The 15217-nt window shown below is 63.9% G+C and carries 12 protein-coding genes and 1 pseudogene; 4 read left to right on the forward strand and 9 right to left on the reverse strand.

Annotated elements, in window-relative coordinates; all coding sequences use genetic code 11:
• Positions 1 to 89: 89 nt before the first annotated feature.
• The 3 genes and pseudogenes from C8C98_RS00820 to C8C98_RS00830 form a co-directional block, all read right to left on the reverse strand.
• Positions 90 to 923 (reverse strand): shikimate dehydrogenase, encoded by an 834-nt coding sequence (locus tag C8C98_RS00820; RefSeq protein ID WP_121452747.1) that lies wholly within the window; start codon positions 921 to 923, stop codon positions 90 to 92.
• Positions 920 to 2296 (reverse strand): MFS transporter, encoded by a 1377-nt coding sequence (locus C8C98_RS00825; RefSeq protein ID WP_233574408.1) that lies wholly within the window; start codon positions 2294 to 2296, stop codon positions 920 to 922. The genes C8C98_RS00820 and C8C98_RS00825 overlap by 4 nt, the downstream gene beginning before the upstream one ends.
• 163 nt (positions 2297 to 2459) lie before the next feature.
• Positions 2460 to 2693: pseudogene (locus C8C98_RS00830) on the reverse strand (electron transfer flavoprotein subunit alpha/FixB family protein); the annotation flags it as partial.
• A gap of 156 nt (positions 2694 to 2849) precedes the next feature.
• On the opposite strand from C8C98_RS00830, the gene C8C98_RS00835 reads away from it, so the two are divergent.
• From C8C98_RS00835 to C8C98_RS00850, 3 genes are all read left to right on the forward strand, one after another.
• Positions 2850 to 3668, forward strand: a complete 819-nt coding sequence (locus tag C8C98_RS00835) for an alpha/beta fold hydrolase (protein WP_121452750.1) — start codon at positions 2850 to 2852, stop codon at positions 3666 to 3668.
• A 21-nt stretch (positions 3669 to 3689) separates the two neighbouring features.
• Positions 3690 to 7322, forward strand: coding sequence for a bifunctional diguanylate cyclase/phosphodiesterase (locus tag C8C98_RS00840; RefSeq protein WP_121452751.1), 3633 nt, complete (start codon positions 3690 to 3692; stop codon positions 7320 to 7322).
• A 781-nt stretch (positions 7323 to 8103) separates the two neighbouring features.
• Positions 8104 to 9252, forward strand: coding sequence for a zinc-binding dehydrogenase (locus tag C8C98_RS00850; RefSeq protein ID WP_121452752.1), 1149 nt, complete (start codon positions 8104 to 8106; stop codon positions 9250 to 9252).
• Between the two features lie 102 nt (positions 9253 to 9354).
• Here C8C98_RS00850 and C8C98_RS00855 read toward each other — a convergent pair whose 3' ends face one another.
• From C8C98_RS00855 to C8C98_RS00865, 3 genes are read right to left on the reverse strand one after another with little or no spacing between them, the layout of a single operon-like run.
• Entirely contained in the window at positions 9355 to 10014 is a 660-nt protein-coding gene (locus tag C8C98_RS00855) for a DsbA family protein (RefSeq protein ID WP_121452753.1), read from the reverse strand.
• 12 nt (positions 10015 to 10026) lie between these two features.
• Complete coding sequence (locus tag C8C98_RS00860; protein ID WP_370450295.1) at positions 10027 to 10332, reverse strand: hypothetical protein; 306 nt, start codon at positions 10330 to 10332, stop codon at positions 10027 to 10029.
• Between the two features lie 51 nt (positions 10333 to 10383).
• On the reverse strand, positions 10384 to 11250 hold the full coding sequence (locus tag C8C98_RS00865; protein ID WP_121452754.1) for an MBL fold metallo-hydrolase: 867 nt from the start codon (positions 11248 to 11250) through the stop codon (positions 10384 to 10386).
• Between the two features lie 124 nt (positions 11251 to 11374).
• On the opposite strand from C8C98_RS00865, the gene C8C98_RS00870 reads away from it, so the two are divergent.
• Positions 11375 to 12268: a LysR family transcriptional regulator gene (locus C8C98_RS00870; protein WP_121452755.1), complete on the forward strand. Its 894-nt coding sequence runs from the start codon at positions 11375 to 11377 to the stop codon at positions 12266 to 12268.
• A gap of 105 nt (positions 12269 to 12373) precedes the next feature.
• Here C8C98_RS00870 and C8C98_RS00875 read toward each other — a convergent pair whose 3' ends face one another.
• From C8C98_RS00875 to C8C98_RS00885, 3 genes are read right to left on the reverse strand one after another with little or no spacing between them, the layout of a single operon-like run.
• Positions 12374 to 13366 (reverse strand): tripartite tricarboxylate transporter substrate binding protein, encoded by a 993-nt coding sequence (locus C8C98_RS00875; protein ID WP_121452756.1) that lies wholly within the window; start codon positions 13364 to 13366, stop codon positions 12374 to 12376.
• A gap of 48 nt (positions 13367 to 13414) precedes the next feature.
• A complete protein-coding gene (locus C8C98_RS00880; RefSeq protein WP_199726534.1) occupies positions 13415 to 13801 on the reverse strand; it encodes a hypothetical protein in 387 nt (128 codons plus the stop codon).
• Positions 13798 to 15174 carry an acyclic terpene utilization AtuA family protein gene (locus C8C98_RS00885; protein WP_121452757.1) on the reverse strand — a complete coding sequence of 459 codons (1377 nt, stop codon included), beginning with the start codon at positions 15172 to 15174 and terminating at the stop codon, positions 13798 to 13800. Before C8C98_RS00885 ends, C8C98_RS00880 begins: the two co-directional genes overlap by 4 nt.
• Between the last annotated feature and the right edge of the window lie 43 nt (positions 15175 to 15217).

Consider the following 15217-nt stretch of genomic DNA (forward strand, 5'->3'; position numbering starts at 1 on the left):
GGCTTCGACAAGCTCAGCCCGAACGGATATTTCTGACTCAGACAGGCTTGATCAAGAACACCCTGCCCCACTGGTTTCCTACATCTGGCTCAATACTGGATTTGCGCTACGGCGCGCAATTCGTCGGCGGTGGCCGTGCCGTAGCCAAAGAATTCGAGATAGGCCGGAATCATCTCGAACAGCATGTCTGTGCCCACCTGCACACCGCAGCCCTTGGCCAGCGCGAGCTGCAGCAGCGGCGTGTATTCGGTCTTCATCACCACCTCGCCCACCATGGCACCAGCGTCGATGCGGTCCACATCAAAGGGCAGCGGGTCGCCTTCTTTCATGCCCAGCGGCGTGGCGTTCACCACCACGTCAAAGCCCGCAGGGTCGTTGGAGCCCGTCTGCACCACCAGCTGCGGGTAGTGGGCGCGCAGCCGCTCGGCCAGGCCCTCTGCGCTGGCGGTGTAGGTGTCATACAGGCTGATGTGGGCCACGCCCTCAGCGGCCAAAGAGGCCGCGATGGCTGAGCCCACACCGCCAGCACCCGACACGATCACGCGGGCCCCGCGCAGCGTGCGCCCCTTGCGCAGCAGCCCGCGCACAAAGCCTGCGCCGTCAAACTGGTCGCCCAGCCAGGTGCCGTCCGGCCGCAGCAGCAGCGCGTTGCAGGCCCCGGCAATGCGGGCGGTGGGCGTCACTTCATCGGCCAGCGACAAGGTGGTGACCTTGTGCGGCATGGTCACCAAGGCGCCCTTGAGGTTGGTAAAGCGCGAGAGCGCGGCCAGCGTGGCGGTGTAGTCCTCGGGCTTAACGCCCATGGGCACCACCACCGCATCAATGCCCTGCTTTTCAAACCAGGGGTTGTAGATCATCGGGGCCTTGAACGACTCCGTGGGGTAGCCCAGGTGGGCGATGAGTGCGGTTTTGCCGGAGATCATGCGGTTTGTGCTCCTTGTTGTGGCGACGTGGCGGGGGCTGCCGGTGCTGCGCCATATTTGCCCAGCTGGGCCATGGGCACGCGATAGGTTTCACGCGCAGAAAAGGCTGCAATGGCTGACACCACCGCTGCGCCCGTGGTGAACGCTGCCACCGGCACCCAGCCCGTGGGGCCAGTGCCCAAAATGGCCGCACTGATGGAGGGCGCAAAGCCGCCCAGCGCAAAGCCCAGCTGCGTGCCAATGGCCATGCCCGACAGGCGCACCCGGGTGTCAAACATCTCGCCATACAGGGCGGGCCACACGCCGTTGGCAGCGCTGTACACCACGCCCGACAGCAAAATGCCCAGCGCAAAAATCAGCGGAATGTTGGCCGTGCTCAGCGCCCACATGTAGGGCCAGATCAGCGCAGCAGAGCCCAGCGCGCCCAAGATGAACACCGGGCGGCGACCGATGCGATCGGACAGCGTGGCCCACAGCGGAATCGCACCCAGCGCCACCACGTTGGCCAGCACCAGCACCGTGAGCATGGTGGCGCGCGGGATGTGCACGGTGTTGACCGCATACGACAGCGTGAACACGCTGAAGATGGTGCTGACCACCGACACCAGCGCAGCAAACACCACGCGCAGCACCTGCGCCTTGTGCTGGGTGAACAGCTCTACCACCGGCAGCTTGGCCTTGCCCTTGGCCTGCGCGTCTTCTTCAAACGCGGGCGTTTCAGGCAAGGTGCGGCGCACCCAAAAGCCCACCGCCACCACCACTGCACTGAGCAGGAACGGAATACGCCAACCCCAGGCCAGCAACTGGTCCTCAGGCAAAGCCGAGATAGGAATGAACACCAGCGTGGCCAGGATGAGCCCCGCCTGCGTGCCAGACAGCGTGAAGCTGGTGAAGAAGGCGCGGCGGTGGTCGGGCGCATGCTCCAGCGTCATCGAATTGGCCCCGGCCTGCTCGCCCGCCGCCGAGATGCCTTGCAGCAAACGCATCACCACCAACAGCGCTGGCGCGGCAAAGCCGATCTGCTCGTACGTGGGCAGCACGCCAATCATGAAGGTCGAAAAGCCCATGAGCAGCAGCGTGAGCGTGAGCACCTTCTTGCGCCCAAACTTGTCGCCAATGTGTCCCAACAGCACCGCCCCCAAGGGCCGGGTGATGTATGCCACGCCAAACGTGGCAAACGCAGCCACGTTGGCCAGCTGCGGGTCAATGGACGGAAAGAACAACTTGCCAAACACCAGCGCAGCGGCCGTGCCGTAGATGAAGAAGTCGTAGTACTCGACAGCACTACCGATCCAGCTGGCGAGGGCCGCCTTGCGGGGGTTGTGGCTGGCGTTGCCAGCCGCTGAGGCTGGCTTGGAAACTTGGGAAGTCATGCACATCCGGCGCCAAAAAGCGCCCTGTTTTGTCAAAGTGCATGCAATGTACTAACTAGTACGTTATTCAATGACTAGGGCAAACCCTAGAACACTGCAGGACGTGCCCGGCCCGGTTGCTGCAACCTGGGGGCGCTCAAAACAACTGGCGCACAGGGCTTTATCAGAGCGCAGCGACCAGTTCCAGCACAGCGGAGAACAGATCAGCGTCCAACATAGACTCGGTCATGCTGAAGATCGGCGCCTCACCGTCCCTCTTGATCGCAAAGATCTCCTTGGAGTCCTTCATGCCTGCCAAGTGCTGGATCGCAAACGAGATAACGGCCGTCACACACAGCTGTGACGCCACGATCTTGCCCGTATCACACCAGTGAGATGGCGTTGCACCCGGATTCACAGGCAAACTGCAAACTATTGTCAAACGCGGGGTTTGGCCGCGCCATCGCCCATCTCACCCGGCCAAGCAGCGCCTGCGTCGCTATAGTCCATGGCACCCTACCAATTTGTGGGAACCGGTTTGCCCTGATACCGTATCAACCTGAGGAGATGCGCCATGAGCAGCGTTTTGAAGCGAAACAATGTCAAAGTCCTGGGCGACGAAGGCCCTGTGCTGATGTACGCGCACGGCTTTGGGTGCAATCAAGACATGTGGAGTTTGATTACACCTGCGTTCAGAGCTACGCATCGCCAAGTGCTGTTCGACTATGTGGGCAGCGGCGGCTCCGACCGCACCGCGTTTGACCGAATGCGGTATGCCGATCTTCGGGGCTACGCGCTGGACGTCCTGGAAGTGTGCGATGCCCTTGGCCTCAGCGAGGGGGTGACCTTTGTGGGCCATTCCGTCAGCTGCAGCATCGGCATGCTCGCGTCCATCGAGCGGCCTTCGCTGTTTGACCGGTTGATTTTGCTGGGCCCATCGCCATGCTTTCTGAATGACCCGCCCGGCTACGCGGGGGGCTTCGAGCGTGACGACCTCGAAGGTCTGCTGGCGCTGATGGATCAGAACTACATGGGATGGGCCAACTACCTGGCGCCCGTGGTTGCGGGGAATGCAGGGGCCGGCGAGGTCACCAGCACGCTGACAAACAGTTTTTGCTCGACGGACCCGGTAGCTGCAAAGGTGTTCGCCAGGGCCACATTCTTCGCGGACAACCGGTCTGACCTTGCCAAAGTCTCGCGGCCATCACTGCTATTGCAACACCGCAGCGATACTCTGGCACCCCTTTCCGTCGGAGAGTATTTGCATGCACACCTGCCGGGCAGCACACTGCAAGTGCTCGACGTTGCCGGCCATTGCGGGCACATGAGCAACCCATCCCTCGTGATCCATGCCATGCGTGACTATCTTGATCACGCTGCCGTCGCAGCCTGACGCAAGGGCAAGGCCCCTTTCATGAATCTGCTGGACCAATTGCCCTGCGCGGTGGTCGTCACGAACGAAGCGGGTCGCCTTCTGGACGTCAACGCGGCACTTCTCGCGCTTATCGGGGGAGCACGAGAGGATCGCATCGGGGCGTTGTTCGAGGAACTGCTGCCGCCTGCCAGCAGAATCTTCCTGCAGACCCATATCTGGCCCACCTTGCTGCGGGACGGGCAGATCAGCGAGATCCATCTTCAAGTCAGCGGCGGCGACAGAACCCGCGTGCCTGTGCTACTCAATAGCCGCCGGGGGGAACACCAGGGTGCTCCCGCCTATTTTTGGAGCCTTGTTTCCACCCACGAGCGCCACCGCTTCGAGGCTGAACTCATTGAACAGCGCAACCTGGCAGAGTCGGCGGGCCTGGCGCTCGGCGAAAGCCAGCGCTTTATTCGCGCCATCACTGACGCCATCCCAAGTATGGTGGCGTACTGGGGTAAGGATCGGCGATGCCGCTTTGCCAACCATGCCTACGCGCAATGGTTTGGCAGGCAGCCGCACGAGTTGATCGGCATGTCACGCGAAGCGCTGCTGGGCGAACGCATCATCGAATGGAACGAGGAATACGCCCATGCGGCGCTGGCAGGGCACGAACAGAATTTCGAACGTGCAGTGACCAATGTTGATGGAAGTCGCCGCCACATCCTGGCGCACTACGTGCCCGATATCGCAGGCAGCGAGGTACTTGGCTTCTTCGTCAATGTCAGTGACGTTACGGCACTCAAGACAGCGCAGTTGGCACTGGAAGAAGCCCAGAGGCTCGGCCAAACGGGCAGTTGGAGCTGGCAAGTCGAGGGGGATGTCGTTACGTGGTCTCCACAGATGTACTCGATCCTCGGCGGCGACCCGCAGGCTCCAGCACCCAGTTTTGAAGAGCAATCTCGCATCTACCAGCCGCAAGACTATGCCAAGCTCGCAGAGCGGGTATCCCATGCGCTGTGCACTGGCGAGGACTACATCCTCGATCTGCGCTACTGTCGACCCGATGGCCGCCCAGGCTGGGTGGAGGCGCGCGGCGAAGCTGTGCGCGAGGCGTCAGGGAGCATCAGTGGCCTGCGCGGTACGCTTCAGGAAACCACGCAGCGGCGAGAGCAAGAACTGGCACTAGTGGTCGCGCAGGGTCGGCTGCAGGCGATGTACGAGACCACGCCAGCCATGCTGCACTCGATTGATGCCCAAGGCCGACTTCTGCACGTGAGCGATGCGTGGCTCGCTTGCCTTGGATACCGTCGGGACAAAGTCATTGGCAGACTGTCTTCAGACTTCCTCACCGAAGAATCCCGCCGGCGCGCCAAAGAGGACGTACTTCCGACCTTTTTCGCGACGGGCCGATGTGACGCAGTGCCCTACCAAATGATCACGAGCAGCGGAGAGATCATCGACGTGCTGCTATCAGCAATTCTGGAGCGAGACGCACAAGGTCAGCCTGCGCGCAGTCTGGCCGTCTTCGAGGATGTGACGCTTCGCAGGCGTGCAGAACGCGAGCTCCAGAGGGAGCATGCGCGTTTGCGCAATCTGATAGAGGGCACCAACGCTGGCACCTGGGAATGGAACGTCCGAACCGGCGAGGTGATCGTCAACCCCCGCTGGGCAGAGATCATTGGCTGGACCGTCGAAGAACTGGGGGTCATAACGAATCAGTACCGCGCGGACATCGCCCACCCGGACGAACTGCCCCAGACTCAGCAACTGCTGCGAGAGCATTTCGCGGGCCGCAGCGATGCCTATGTGTCCGAGCTGCGCTTGCGCCATCGGGACGGCTCCTGGATTTGGGTCGAGGACCGGGGGCGGCTCATCACGCGCACCGCCGACGGCAAGCCTGAGTGGATGTTTGGTATCCACGTCGACATTTCCGAGAGAAAACGCCGTGACGATGCCATGCAGCGGCTCAGCGCCGAACTCGCGCAGCAACATGAACTGATGAGGGTCACACTCCAGTCGATTGGGGACGCCGTCATCACCACCAATGCCGAAGGTCTGGTCAGCTGGCTCAACCCTGTGGCCGAGCGAATGACAGGGTGGCTGTCTTCGGAGTCGATCGGGCGCCCCTTGCTGCAGGTATTTCACATCATCAACGAAGAAACGCGCGAGCCAGCACCCGACCCGGTAGCGGCGTGCCTGGCCGAGGGCAAGACGGTGGGCCTGGCCCCCAAAACCTTGCTCATTGCGCGAGACGGCACTGAATACGGCATCCAGGACTCAGCGGCCCCCATTCGCAGTCCGCAGGGCGAAATGCTCGGCGTTGTCCTCGTCTTCCATGATGTCAGTGAGCAGCGCAGGCTCAGTGGCGAGATGACCTATCGGGCCACGCACGATGCGCTGACCGATCTTGTAAATCGCGCGGAGTTCGAGTCGCGATTGCTCAGAACGCTGCGCCATGCGCAAGACAACGACAGCAGCCATGCGCTGTTCTACATTGATCTGGACCAGTTCAAGCTGGTCAATGACGCGTGTGGTCACGCCATCGGGGACCAGTTGTTGCAGCAGGTCAGCAAGCTGCTGGGGGACTCGATCCGCGCGCGCGACACCCTTGCGCGCTTGGGGGGTGACGAATTCGCGATCATCCTGGAACACTGCACCATGGAACAGGCGAGCCGGGTTGCCCAAAAGATCTGTGACCGCATGAACGACTTTCGGTTTGTCCATGGAGAGAAACGTTTTCGGATCGGCGCAAGCATTGGCCTCGTTCCGCTGGACAAGCGCTGGGCCAATACCGCAGCCATTCAGCAGGCTGCGGATGCCTCTTGCTACGCAGCTAAGGAGGCCGGGAGAAATCGCGTCCACGCATGGTTTGAAACCGACGTAACCATGCGCGAGAGAAATCATGAGATGCAGTGGACGACCCGGATCCAGCACGCGCTGGACCACGATGGCTTTGTGCTGTTTGCGCAGCGTATTCATTGCCTGAGGGATCAAGCGCCGGGTATTCACGCCGAAGTGCTGCTGCGTTTGAGAAACGACGATGGATCGTTGGTACAGCCCGGAGTGTTCTTGCCTGCCGCCGAGCGTTTTCATCTGGCATCGCGCATTGACCGCTGGGTTTTACAAAACTCGGTCCGCTGGCTCCAAAGCCTGCACGAGCCAGGCCTTATCGACAGCCTCAGCGTCAACCTTTCGGGGCAATCTGTGGGCGACAGGGCGTTTCACGCATGGGCACTCGCATTGTTCGCCGCAGCAGGTGCAACGGTTTGCTCCAGGCTCTGCATCGAAATCACAGAAACAGCCGCCGTCACCAACCTTGCTGATGCGGCGATCTTCATCGGCCAGGTCCGCGCCGCCGGGGTGAAAGTCGCGCTGGACGACTTCGGCGCTGGCGCGTCGTCGTTCGGGTACCTCAAAGCCCTGCCTGTGGACTACCTGAAGATCGACGGGCAGTTCATCCGAAACCTCATCAGCAATCCTCTGGATCAGGCGGCTGTGCGCTGCTTTGCCGATGTCGCCAGACTGATGGGACTGGAAACGGTAGCCGAGTTTGTCGAAAGCCCTGAGGTGTTGCTGCGCCTCAAGGAGATGGGGGTGGACTACGCGCAGGGATACCTCAAGCACTGCCCCGAGCCCATCGACCGCCTGACAGAGATTGCGGCCAAGGTGGGAGCGGCTGCCTCGTAAAGACAGCCATCGGCTGACCGCCTCCAGCCACTAGCCACCACGCGCCCAACCAGCCCATTGGCCGAATAGCTAGGCTGCGCCTTCGACGAAGGCCCCATGGGCCCGTATGTCCGCACCGATGCCAGCAAAATGACACCGTGCCCGGCGTGTACGCCGCTGGCAACCTTACGCTGATGCGGTACAACGCCACGCTGGCATCGGTGGAGGGCGTGCTGGCGTGTACAGGGGCGCACCAGGCGTTGGTGTTTGGGGTCGTGACGGCTAAGAGCGACCAACACAGCTCCCCTGGCGTCGTTGCCCCGCCTTGTCGTACCGCTTTTAATGCCTGCGACGGAGCGCCTAGCCAGGGGGCCGCTTCGCTGAGTCGTGTTAGCCGCACCAAGAACCTGCTCAAAGCCACTTGCGCGACCGTGATTGCAGCGCAGCCAAGTTCTAATGCGCAATACCAAGCTGCACCATGGAATAAGAGCGGCTAACAAAACTCCCCTGGCGTGGTTGTTCCGTCTTGTCGTACCTCGCGTACTGCCTGCGACGGAGCGCCTAGGGATCCTCTGCACGAATCGAGCAGAAAGTGGGCGCTGCGGATCGGGATGGGCTGCAAGGCGCAAAACGCAGCAATAGCCGTCGCTATTGCGAGTATTTGCTTGCGGAGCAGACCGCCCGAGGCCGCAGATGCACACGACGCAGTGATTTGTGCAGAGGGTCCCTAGCCAGGCCCGCTACGCTGAGTTTTGTTAGTCGCTCTCAATGGCGCAGCCGTTTTTTCCACTGAAAGCGCGCCATGACCACCACCGCCACCATCCCCACCACCGCCCTGCAACTGCGCTCCCTCGTCCAGCCCGATGGCACGCTGCAGATCAGCCTGGAGCCCACGGCCGTGCCCACACCGGGGCATGACGAGGTGCTGATCCAGGTGCAGGCCACGCCCATCAACCCGTCGGACATTGGCCTGCTGCTGGGCCCAGCCGATTTGTCTACCGTGCAGGTCACCGGCACGGCAGAGCGACCTGTGGCCACGGCCCGCATCCCTGAGCGCGCCATGCCCCACATGGCGGCGCGCCTGGGCCAGAGCATGCCGGTGGGCAATGAAGGGGCGGGCCTGGTGGTGGCGGCAGGCGCATCGCCCGCTGCGCAGGCGCTGCTGGGCCGCACCGTGGCGGTGATTGGCGGTGCCATGTATTCGCAATACCGCGCCGTGCCTGCCGCGCAGTGCCTGGTGCTGCCACCGGGCACCACAGCGGCAGAAGGCGCATCGTGCTTTGTGAACCCGCTCACGGCCCTGAGCATGGTGGAGACGATGAAGCGTGAAGGCCACACCGCGCTGGTGCACTCCGCTGCGGCCAGCAACCTGGGGCAGATGCTGAACAAGGTGTGCCAGAAGGACGGTATCGCTTTGGTCAATATCGTGCGCAAGCCGGAGCAGGCGGCGCTGCTGCGTGAGATCGGAGCCCAGTATGTGTGCGACAGCAGCGCGCCCACTTTTATGGCTGACCTGACGGATGCGCTGACCGCCACGGGCGCCACCATTGCGTTTGATGCCACGGGCGGCGGCACGCTGGCAGGGCAGATCCTGCAGTGCATGGAGGCCGCCATCAACCGCACAGCCAAGGAGTACAGCCGCTACGGATCGGCGGTGCTCAAGCAGGTGTACCTGTATGGCCACCTGGACACACGGCCCACCGAAGTGCACCGCACCTTTGGCATGGCCTGGGGCATGGGCGGGTGGCTGCTGTTCCCGTTTTTGCACAAGATTGGCGAAGAGGCGGCCCAGGCGCTGCGCCAGCGCGTGGCGGCAGAGCTGAAAACCACCTTTGCCAGCCACTACGCACGCACGGTGTCGCTGGCGGGGGCACTCAGCGCCGAGGCGATTGCCTTCTATGGTCCGCGCAACACGGGGGCGAAGGTGTTGATCGACCCGTCGATGGAGTGAGTGCGCATCGTGAGGGCCGAGCCGGTTGAAGCATTGCGCCGCGCTTCGACAGGCTCAGCGTGAACGGCTCTTAGTGTTTAAAAGTGGCACGCTGCGCTGCATTCAAGCCGCAGCCGCCCGCACCAGCGCCTGCAATTGCTCGCGCGGCCCCAGAAGCGCATCGCCGCCCAGCAGCTGCAGCGCCCCGCCCTGCCCTGTAACCACCAGTTGCGGCACGCCTTGGGCCCCCAGCAACTGCATGGTGGCGCGGGCGGCGGCCACACGCTCCAGCAAGGCTGCGCGCAAGGCGTCATCGGGCTCGTGCAGCCGGGAAGCAGCAGCCTGCAGGCCCAGTGCATTCAACACTTCAGCGATCACAGCAGGATCGGTGTTGTCGCGGCCTTCCACATAGCGGGCATGCTGCAGGGCGTGCAGCGCATCCAGCTCGCGTGTGGGCGCGGTCTGGGCCACGGCGGTCAGGGCCAGCGTGGCGGGGCCGGAATCAAAACGGCCGTTGGCAGCACCCAGGATGTGATCGCGGTAGGCCTGCGTGAAGGGCTGGCCCGTGAGCTGCTGTATGCGCTGGTCGTTGGCCCAGGCGTAGGCGGCAAATTCCGCATCCATGGGCCGCGCCCCGGCGCCCGCAAACAGGCCGGTGGGTGCGAGTGCCACATCGATGCCCTCCACGCCCTGCAGGTACTTGAGCGCAGGTGCAGCGGCATAGCACCAGCCACACAGGGGGTCGAACAGATAGGTCACCGTGATGGTGGGCATGGATGGCATAGCGGTCATGGATCAGGGTCTCTCTTCAAATTCAGGCGGCGTGGATGTGAGTGGTGTCACTGCTAGCGCAGCGGGTACGGCTAGCGCAGCTTCCAACGCCGCAATCTCTTGGGCCAGCGTGCCCCGGCTGCGAAAGTGGCGGGCAGCGCGGTCGTACCAGTTTTCGGCATCTTCCAGGTCGCCTTCCTGCAGGTGCAGGATGCCGTGCAGCCACGCGCCCAGCATGGAGCCGTCGTGCTGCACCAGATCGTGCGCCGCGTTCCAGCGCCCGGCGTGCAGATGCAGCAGGACTTGCTGGAGGGGGTGCGTAGCGGTCACGATCTGGTTCCTTTCATACGTCAAACGGAGGGGCGAGCGCCCACTCGCGGCTTACCACTTCATCTCGCCCTTGTTCACCTTGGCGCCGATGTCCAGCGACAGGCCCATGGGGGCGGCGGGGTAGGCCTTTTTCATCGCGTCGATGAGTTCGGCGCTGGTCTTGGTCGCGGCGGCATTCTTCTCAAACGCTTGCAGGTAGCCCTTGGTGTAGGTCACGTTGCTTGCGTCCAGCGCCGTGCCTGCGGGCATGTGGCCGGGCACCACCACGGTGGGCTGCAGGGCGGCCATTTCGTCCAGCTGTGCCACCCAGGCGCTGCGCTCGGCCACGGTCTGGGTGTCGGCTGTCCACACATGCATGTTGGTGCCAAACACGCCGATGTTGCCCACCACGGCCTTGATCGATGGAATCCAGGCGTAGGGGCGGTGCGCCAGGGCGCCCGTGGTGCCACGGATTTCCACCGTCTGGCCGTCCACCGTGAGGGTGTTGCCGCTCAGGGCCTTGGGCAGCACGGGCGTGCGTGGTGCATTGGCGCCCATCTTGGGGCCCCAGAAGCCGAGCTTGCCTGCGAGCTTGGCGTTGATCTTTTCCAGCACGGCGGGGGTGGTCACCACCTCGGCCTTGGGGAAGATTTCCTTGATGGTCTCCACGCCAAAGTAGTAATCAGGGTCGGCCTGGCTCACGTAGATGGTCTTGAGTTCCTTGCCGCTGTCGAGCACGTTGGCAGCGATGCGCAGTGCGTCGGCACGGGTAAAGCCTGCGTCAATGACCATGGCTTCTTTCTCGCCGTAGACCAGGGTGGAGTTGACGTTGAAGCTGTTGCCATCGGCGTTGTAGACCTTGACTTGCAGGGGCTGGGCGGCCTGGGCGCCAGCAAAGGCCAGGGACAGGGTGGCGGCGATGAGGGTGGTGCGGAACATGGCGGTTTCTCCAGAATTTGAGGGGGTTGCGTCGATCACAGGAAGAAGTTTATTTGCACCAATCGATCTAATAAACGCCATAAAATGCGCAAACTTGTTGCACAAATCGATCAAATAAACACCCATGGACCGACTGACCGCCATGCGCGTATTTGCCGAAGTAGCCACCAGCGGCAGCTTCAGCGCCACGGCCGACACGCTCGACATGTCGCGCGCCATGGTCACGCGCTATGTGGGCGAGATGGAGCAGTGGCTGCAGGCCCGCCTGCTGCAGCGCACCACCCGCAGCGTGACACTGACCGACGCGGGCGAGCTGGCTCTGCGCCGCTGCCAGCAGATGTTGGCGCTGACCCAAGACCTGGAAGAAGAGACCGCCACCACGGCCGAGGGGGAGCTGCGCGGCCAGTTGCGGCTGACCTGCAGTGTGTCGTTTGCGTTTGCGCAACTGGGTGCGGCGATTGCCGACTTTCTGGCCCAGCACCCGCAGCTCAAGATTGATCTGGATGCCAGCGAAGGCTCGCTGAACCTGGTGGAGCGGCGCATCGACTTGGCCATCCGCATCAGCGCCGAGCCCGATCCACTCCTCATCGGTCGACCGCTGGCGCAGTGCACATCGGCCCTGGTCGCATCGCCCACCTACCTGGCCGCGCACGGCACGCCGCAGCAGCCCGCCGACTTGGCCCAGCACCGCTGCCTGAGCTATGCCAACTTTGGCAAAAGCGTGTGGCAGCTTACGCAGGGTGATGTGGTGGAGCGGGTAGGCGTGTCAGGCCACTTCAGCGCCAACGAGGCCACCACACTGATGCGTGCGGCGCTGGCGGGCGGCGGCATTGCGCTGCAGCCCACTTACCTCGTCAACCCGCACCTGCACAACGGCGAGCTGCAGGCGGTGCTGCCAGGGTGGGGTTTGCCGGTGATGACGATCTATGCGCTGTACCCATCGCGCAGGCACTTGTCGCCCGCCGTGCGGGCGCTGCTGGATTTTTTGGTGGAGCGGTTTGAAGGGGTGCCGTGGTAGCGCCTGCCCGCCTGCCACGGCCCGCATTGCTACACTATTGATAGCTTCTTGCGCTTATCCAATAAGCGTTGCAGGCACTTTTCACTTAAACCCTGCCAAGGGCACTCATTCCGCCTCAATGCCAGCGGCCTTGATCACCTTGCCCCACTTCAGGGTCTCGGCCGCCTGGAACTTGGCCAGGTCTGCGGGCGTGGTGGTCCAGGCCTCGGAGCCAGACATGTCGAAGAACGACTTGGCCGTGGCGCTCTTGGTGGCAGCTTGCATCAGCTCGTTGAGGCGGTTGACCACAGCGGCGGGCGTGCCTGCGGGGGCGTAGGCGGCAAACCAGTAGCCCATGTCGTAGCCCTTCACACCGGCTTCGTCGATGGTGGGCACCTCAGGCAGCTGGGGGCTGCGCTTTTGGGTGGAGTAGCCCAGCGCCCGCAGCTTGCCCGCGCTGATTTGCGGCATGCCGGTGGAGGTGTCGGTGATCATCAAATCGATCTGCCCGGCCAGCAGGTCGGTGATGGCAAAGGGGTTGCTCTTGTACGGCACGTGCAGGATGTCCACGCCTGCGAGTTGCTTGAACATCTCGCCCGCCACGCGGCTCGAAGCACTGCCGCTGCCAAAGGTGAGCTTGCCGGGGTTCTTCTTGGCAAAGGCCACGAGGTCGCCCACGCTCTTGTGCGGCGATGCGGGGTTGACCACCAGCACCTGCCCGCCCTTGCCCAGGCCGGTGATGGGCGCAAAGTCTTTCACTGGGTCGTAAGAGAGCTTTTTGTACAGGTGCTCGTTGGCGGCGTGGGTGGTGTTGGTGGTGATGAGGAGGGTGTAGCCGTCAGGCGCGGCCTTGGCCACGGCGGCGGCGGCAATCATGCCGCTGGCACCGGCCTTGTTGTCGACCACCACGGCCTGCTTGGTGTCGTTGGTGATGGACTGGCCCACAGCCCGCGCGAGCTGGTCGGTGGCGCTGCCTGCGGCAAAGGGCACCACGAAGGTGATGGGCTTGGCCGGAAAGGTTTGCGCGGCAGCGGGTGCAGCGATGGACAAGGCCATCAGGGCCCCAGCGGCTGCAGCCAGGGCGTGGCGTCGGTTCAAGGCAAAGTAGTTAGCGGGCATGTTGTCTCCTTCTGTTCTATGGGTACGGTCAAACGAAAACGGGGGGCGTCAGATTGCGGGCCCAGCCAGGTGCGGGCACAGCGCAGCAGGCACCTGCACGGGCAGCGACAGCAGCCAGTAGCTCAGCGTCTTGCCGTGGCTGTCGAGGTTGAGGGCGTCGTTCACGCCGCCGTCCAGCACATCGTCCAGCACCAGGTTCATGGCGTGCAGCTGGGGCAGCAGGTAGCGTGCGACGCGGCTGGGTTGGCGGGCGGCAAAGTGGCGGGCCACGGCCTCTTCGGTCACTTGCTGCACCAGCACATCCCACAGCGCGGGATGCCAGGCGATGACGCTGAGGTTGGACCGGTTGCCCTTGTCGCCCGTGCGGCTGTGGGCCAGTCGGTAGAGGGGCACGGTGAGCATGGTGGCGGCATCCGCAGTGCGCGTGTCGGTCATTGCAGGCCTCCTTCATTCCACATCTGGTAGCCGGTGACCACGGCACTGCGCGGCACCACGCACGACACGGTGCCCAGGCGCGGGCGCATGGCGGTGCGCACGCCGCCGCCGCCTGCGGGGCCGCAGGTGTACAGCGCCGTCACCTCGCGCACCAGGCGCTGGGCGCTGGCGTGGTCGCGGTGCTGCAGGGCCACGCGCAAGCGCACATCGCGGGTGGCATCCATGTCTGCAGCGGGCGCATCCAGCCAGGTGCTGGCGTCGTCGCCAAGCACACTGGTCACGCCAATCAAATCCACGCGCACTGGGCCCAGGCCCTGCAGCCGCTCGCGCAACACCTGCCCTGCCAAGCGGGCGCGGGCCTCGGCGCGGGGGCCTGCGTAAGAGATTTCGCCTTCGGCAAACCAGCCGGATTCAAAGCACACATTCACTTTGAGCGTGGGCGGCTGCGAGTGGCCGCGCACACCTTCCAGCCGCACCGCGTCAGGCCCCACGGGCAGCACCTGCGCGGCGGTGATGTCGGCCACCACATCAGGGGTCAGGTAGGCCGCTGGGTCGTGCAACTCGTACAGCAGCTGCTCCTTCACGGTGCGCTCGTTGATGCAGCCGCCCGTGCCTGCGGGCTTGGTGATGGTGCAGTGGCCGTCGGGGTCGATCTCGGCAATGGGGTAGCCCAGGGTGGCCAAGCCGGGCACATCTTTGTAGCCGGGGTCGGCAAAGTAGCCGCCGGTGACTTGCGCGCCGCATTCCAGCAGATGGCCCGCCATGGTGGCGCGGGCCAGGCGGTCCCAGTCGTCTGCCGCCCAGCCGTAATGCGCCATGGCCGGGCCCAGCACCAGCGAGGGGTCGGCCACGCGGCCGCAGACCACGATGTCGGCCCCGGCGCGCAGCGCATCGGCAATGGCCTGTGCGCCGATGTAGGCGTTGGCGCTGACGATGGGCTCGGTGGGCATGGCGGGGCCCAGGGCACGCTCGAGCAAGGCACGGTGCTGGAGGCCGCTCAGGTCGTCACCCTGCACCACCGCAATGCGCGGTGCGCGCAGGCCCAGCTCGGCCGCCAGTTGGTGGATGCGGCGTGCCGCGCCCGCAGGGTTGGCAGCGCCAAAGTTGCTGACGATGCGCACGCCGTGCGCCAGGCATTCGGCCAGCACGGGCTGCAGCAGGTCCACCAGCAGCGGCTCGTAGCCTGCATCGGGCTGGGTGCGGCGTGCCAGCTGGGCCAGTGCCAGGGTGCGCTCGGCCAGGGTTTCAAAAATCAGCACGCCGCTCTGGCCGCTGGCGATGAGGGCCTGCACCACGGGCGCGGCGGCATCGGTGCGGTCGCCCGAAAAGCCTGCCGCGCAGCCAATGCGCAGGTGGGGAATGTGTTGTGACATCAGTCGCTGTCTCCTGCGGTGCAATGTAAGCAGGCTGCGCTAT

The sequence above is a fragment of the Acidovorax sp. 106 genome (assembly GCF_003663825.1).
Taxonomy (GTDB): Bacteria; Pseudomonadota; Gammaproteobacteria; order Burkholderiales; family Burkholderiaceae_C; genus Acidovorax.

Bases quoted from the DNA above. Each gene is read 5' to 3' on its own strand.
- C8C98_RS00885 (WP_121452757.1), bottom strand. From the start codon at position 15,174: ATGTCACAACACATTCCCCACCTGCGCATTGGCTGCGCGGCAGGCTTT.
- C8C98_RS00865 (WP_121452754.1), bottom strand. From the start codon at position 11,250: ATGTTCCGCACCACCCTCATCGCCGCCACCCTGTCCCTGGCCTTTGCT.
- C8C98_RS00850 (WP_121452752.1), top strand. From the start codon at position 8,104: ATGACCACCACCGCCACCATCCCCACCACCGCCCTGCAACTGCGCTCC.
- C8C98_RS00880 (WP_199726534.1), bottom strand. From the start codon at position 13,801: ATGACCGACACGCGCACTGCGGATGCCGCCACCATGCTCACCGTGCCC.
- C8C98_RS00840 (WP_121452751.1), top strand. From the start codon at position 3,690: ATGAATCTGCTGGACCAATTGCCCTGCGCGGTGGTCGTCACGAACGAA.
- C8C98_RS00870 (WP_121452755.1), top strand. From the start codon at position 11,375: ATGGACCGACTGACCGCCATGCGCGTATTTGCCGAAGTAGCCACCAGC.
- C8C98_RS00835 (WP_121452750.1), top strand. From the start codon at position 2,850: ATGAGCAGCGTTTTGAAGCGAAACAATGTCAAAGTCCTGGGCGACGAA.
- C8C98_RS00825 (WP_233574408.1), bottom strand. From the start codon at position 2,296: ATGACTTCCCAAGTTTCCAAGCCAGCCTCAGCGGCTGGCAACGCCAGC.
- C8C98_RS00875 (WP_121452756.1), bottom strand. From the start codon at position 13,366: ATGCCCGCTAACTACTTTGCCTTGAACCGACGCCACGCCCTGGCTGCA.
- C8C98_RS00855 (WP_121452753.1), bottom strand. From the start codon at position 10,014: ATGCCATCCATGCCCACCATCACGGTGACCTATCTGTTCGACCCCCTG.
- C8C98_RS00820 (WP_121452747.1), bottom strand. From the start codon at position 923: ATGATCTCCGGCAAAACCGCACTCATCGCCCACCTGGGCTACCCCACG.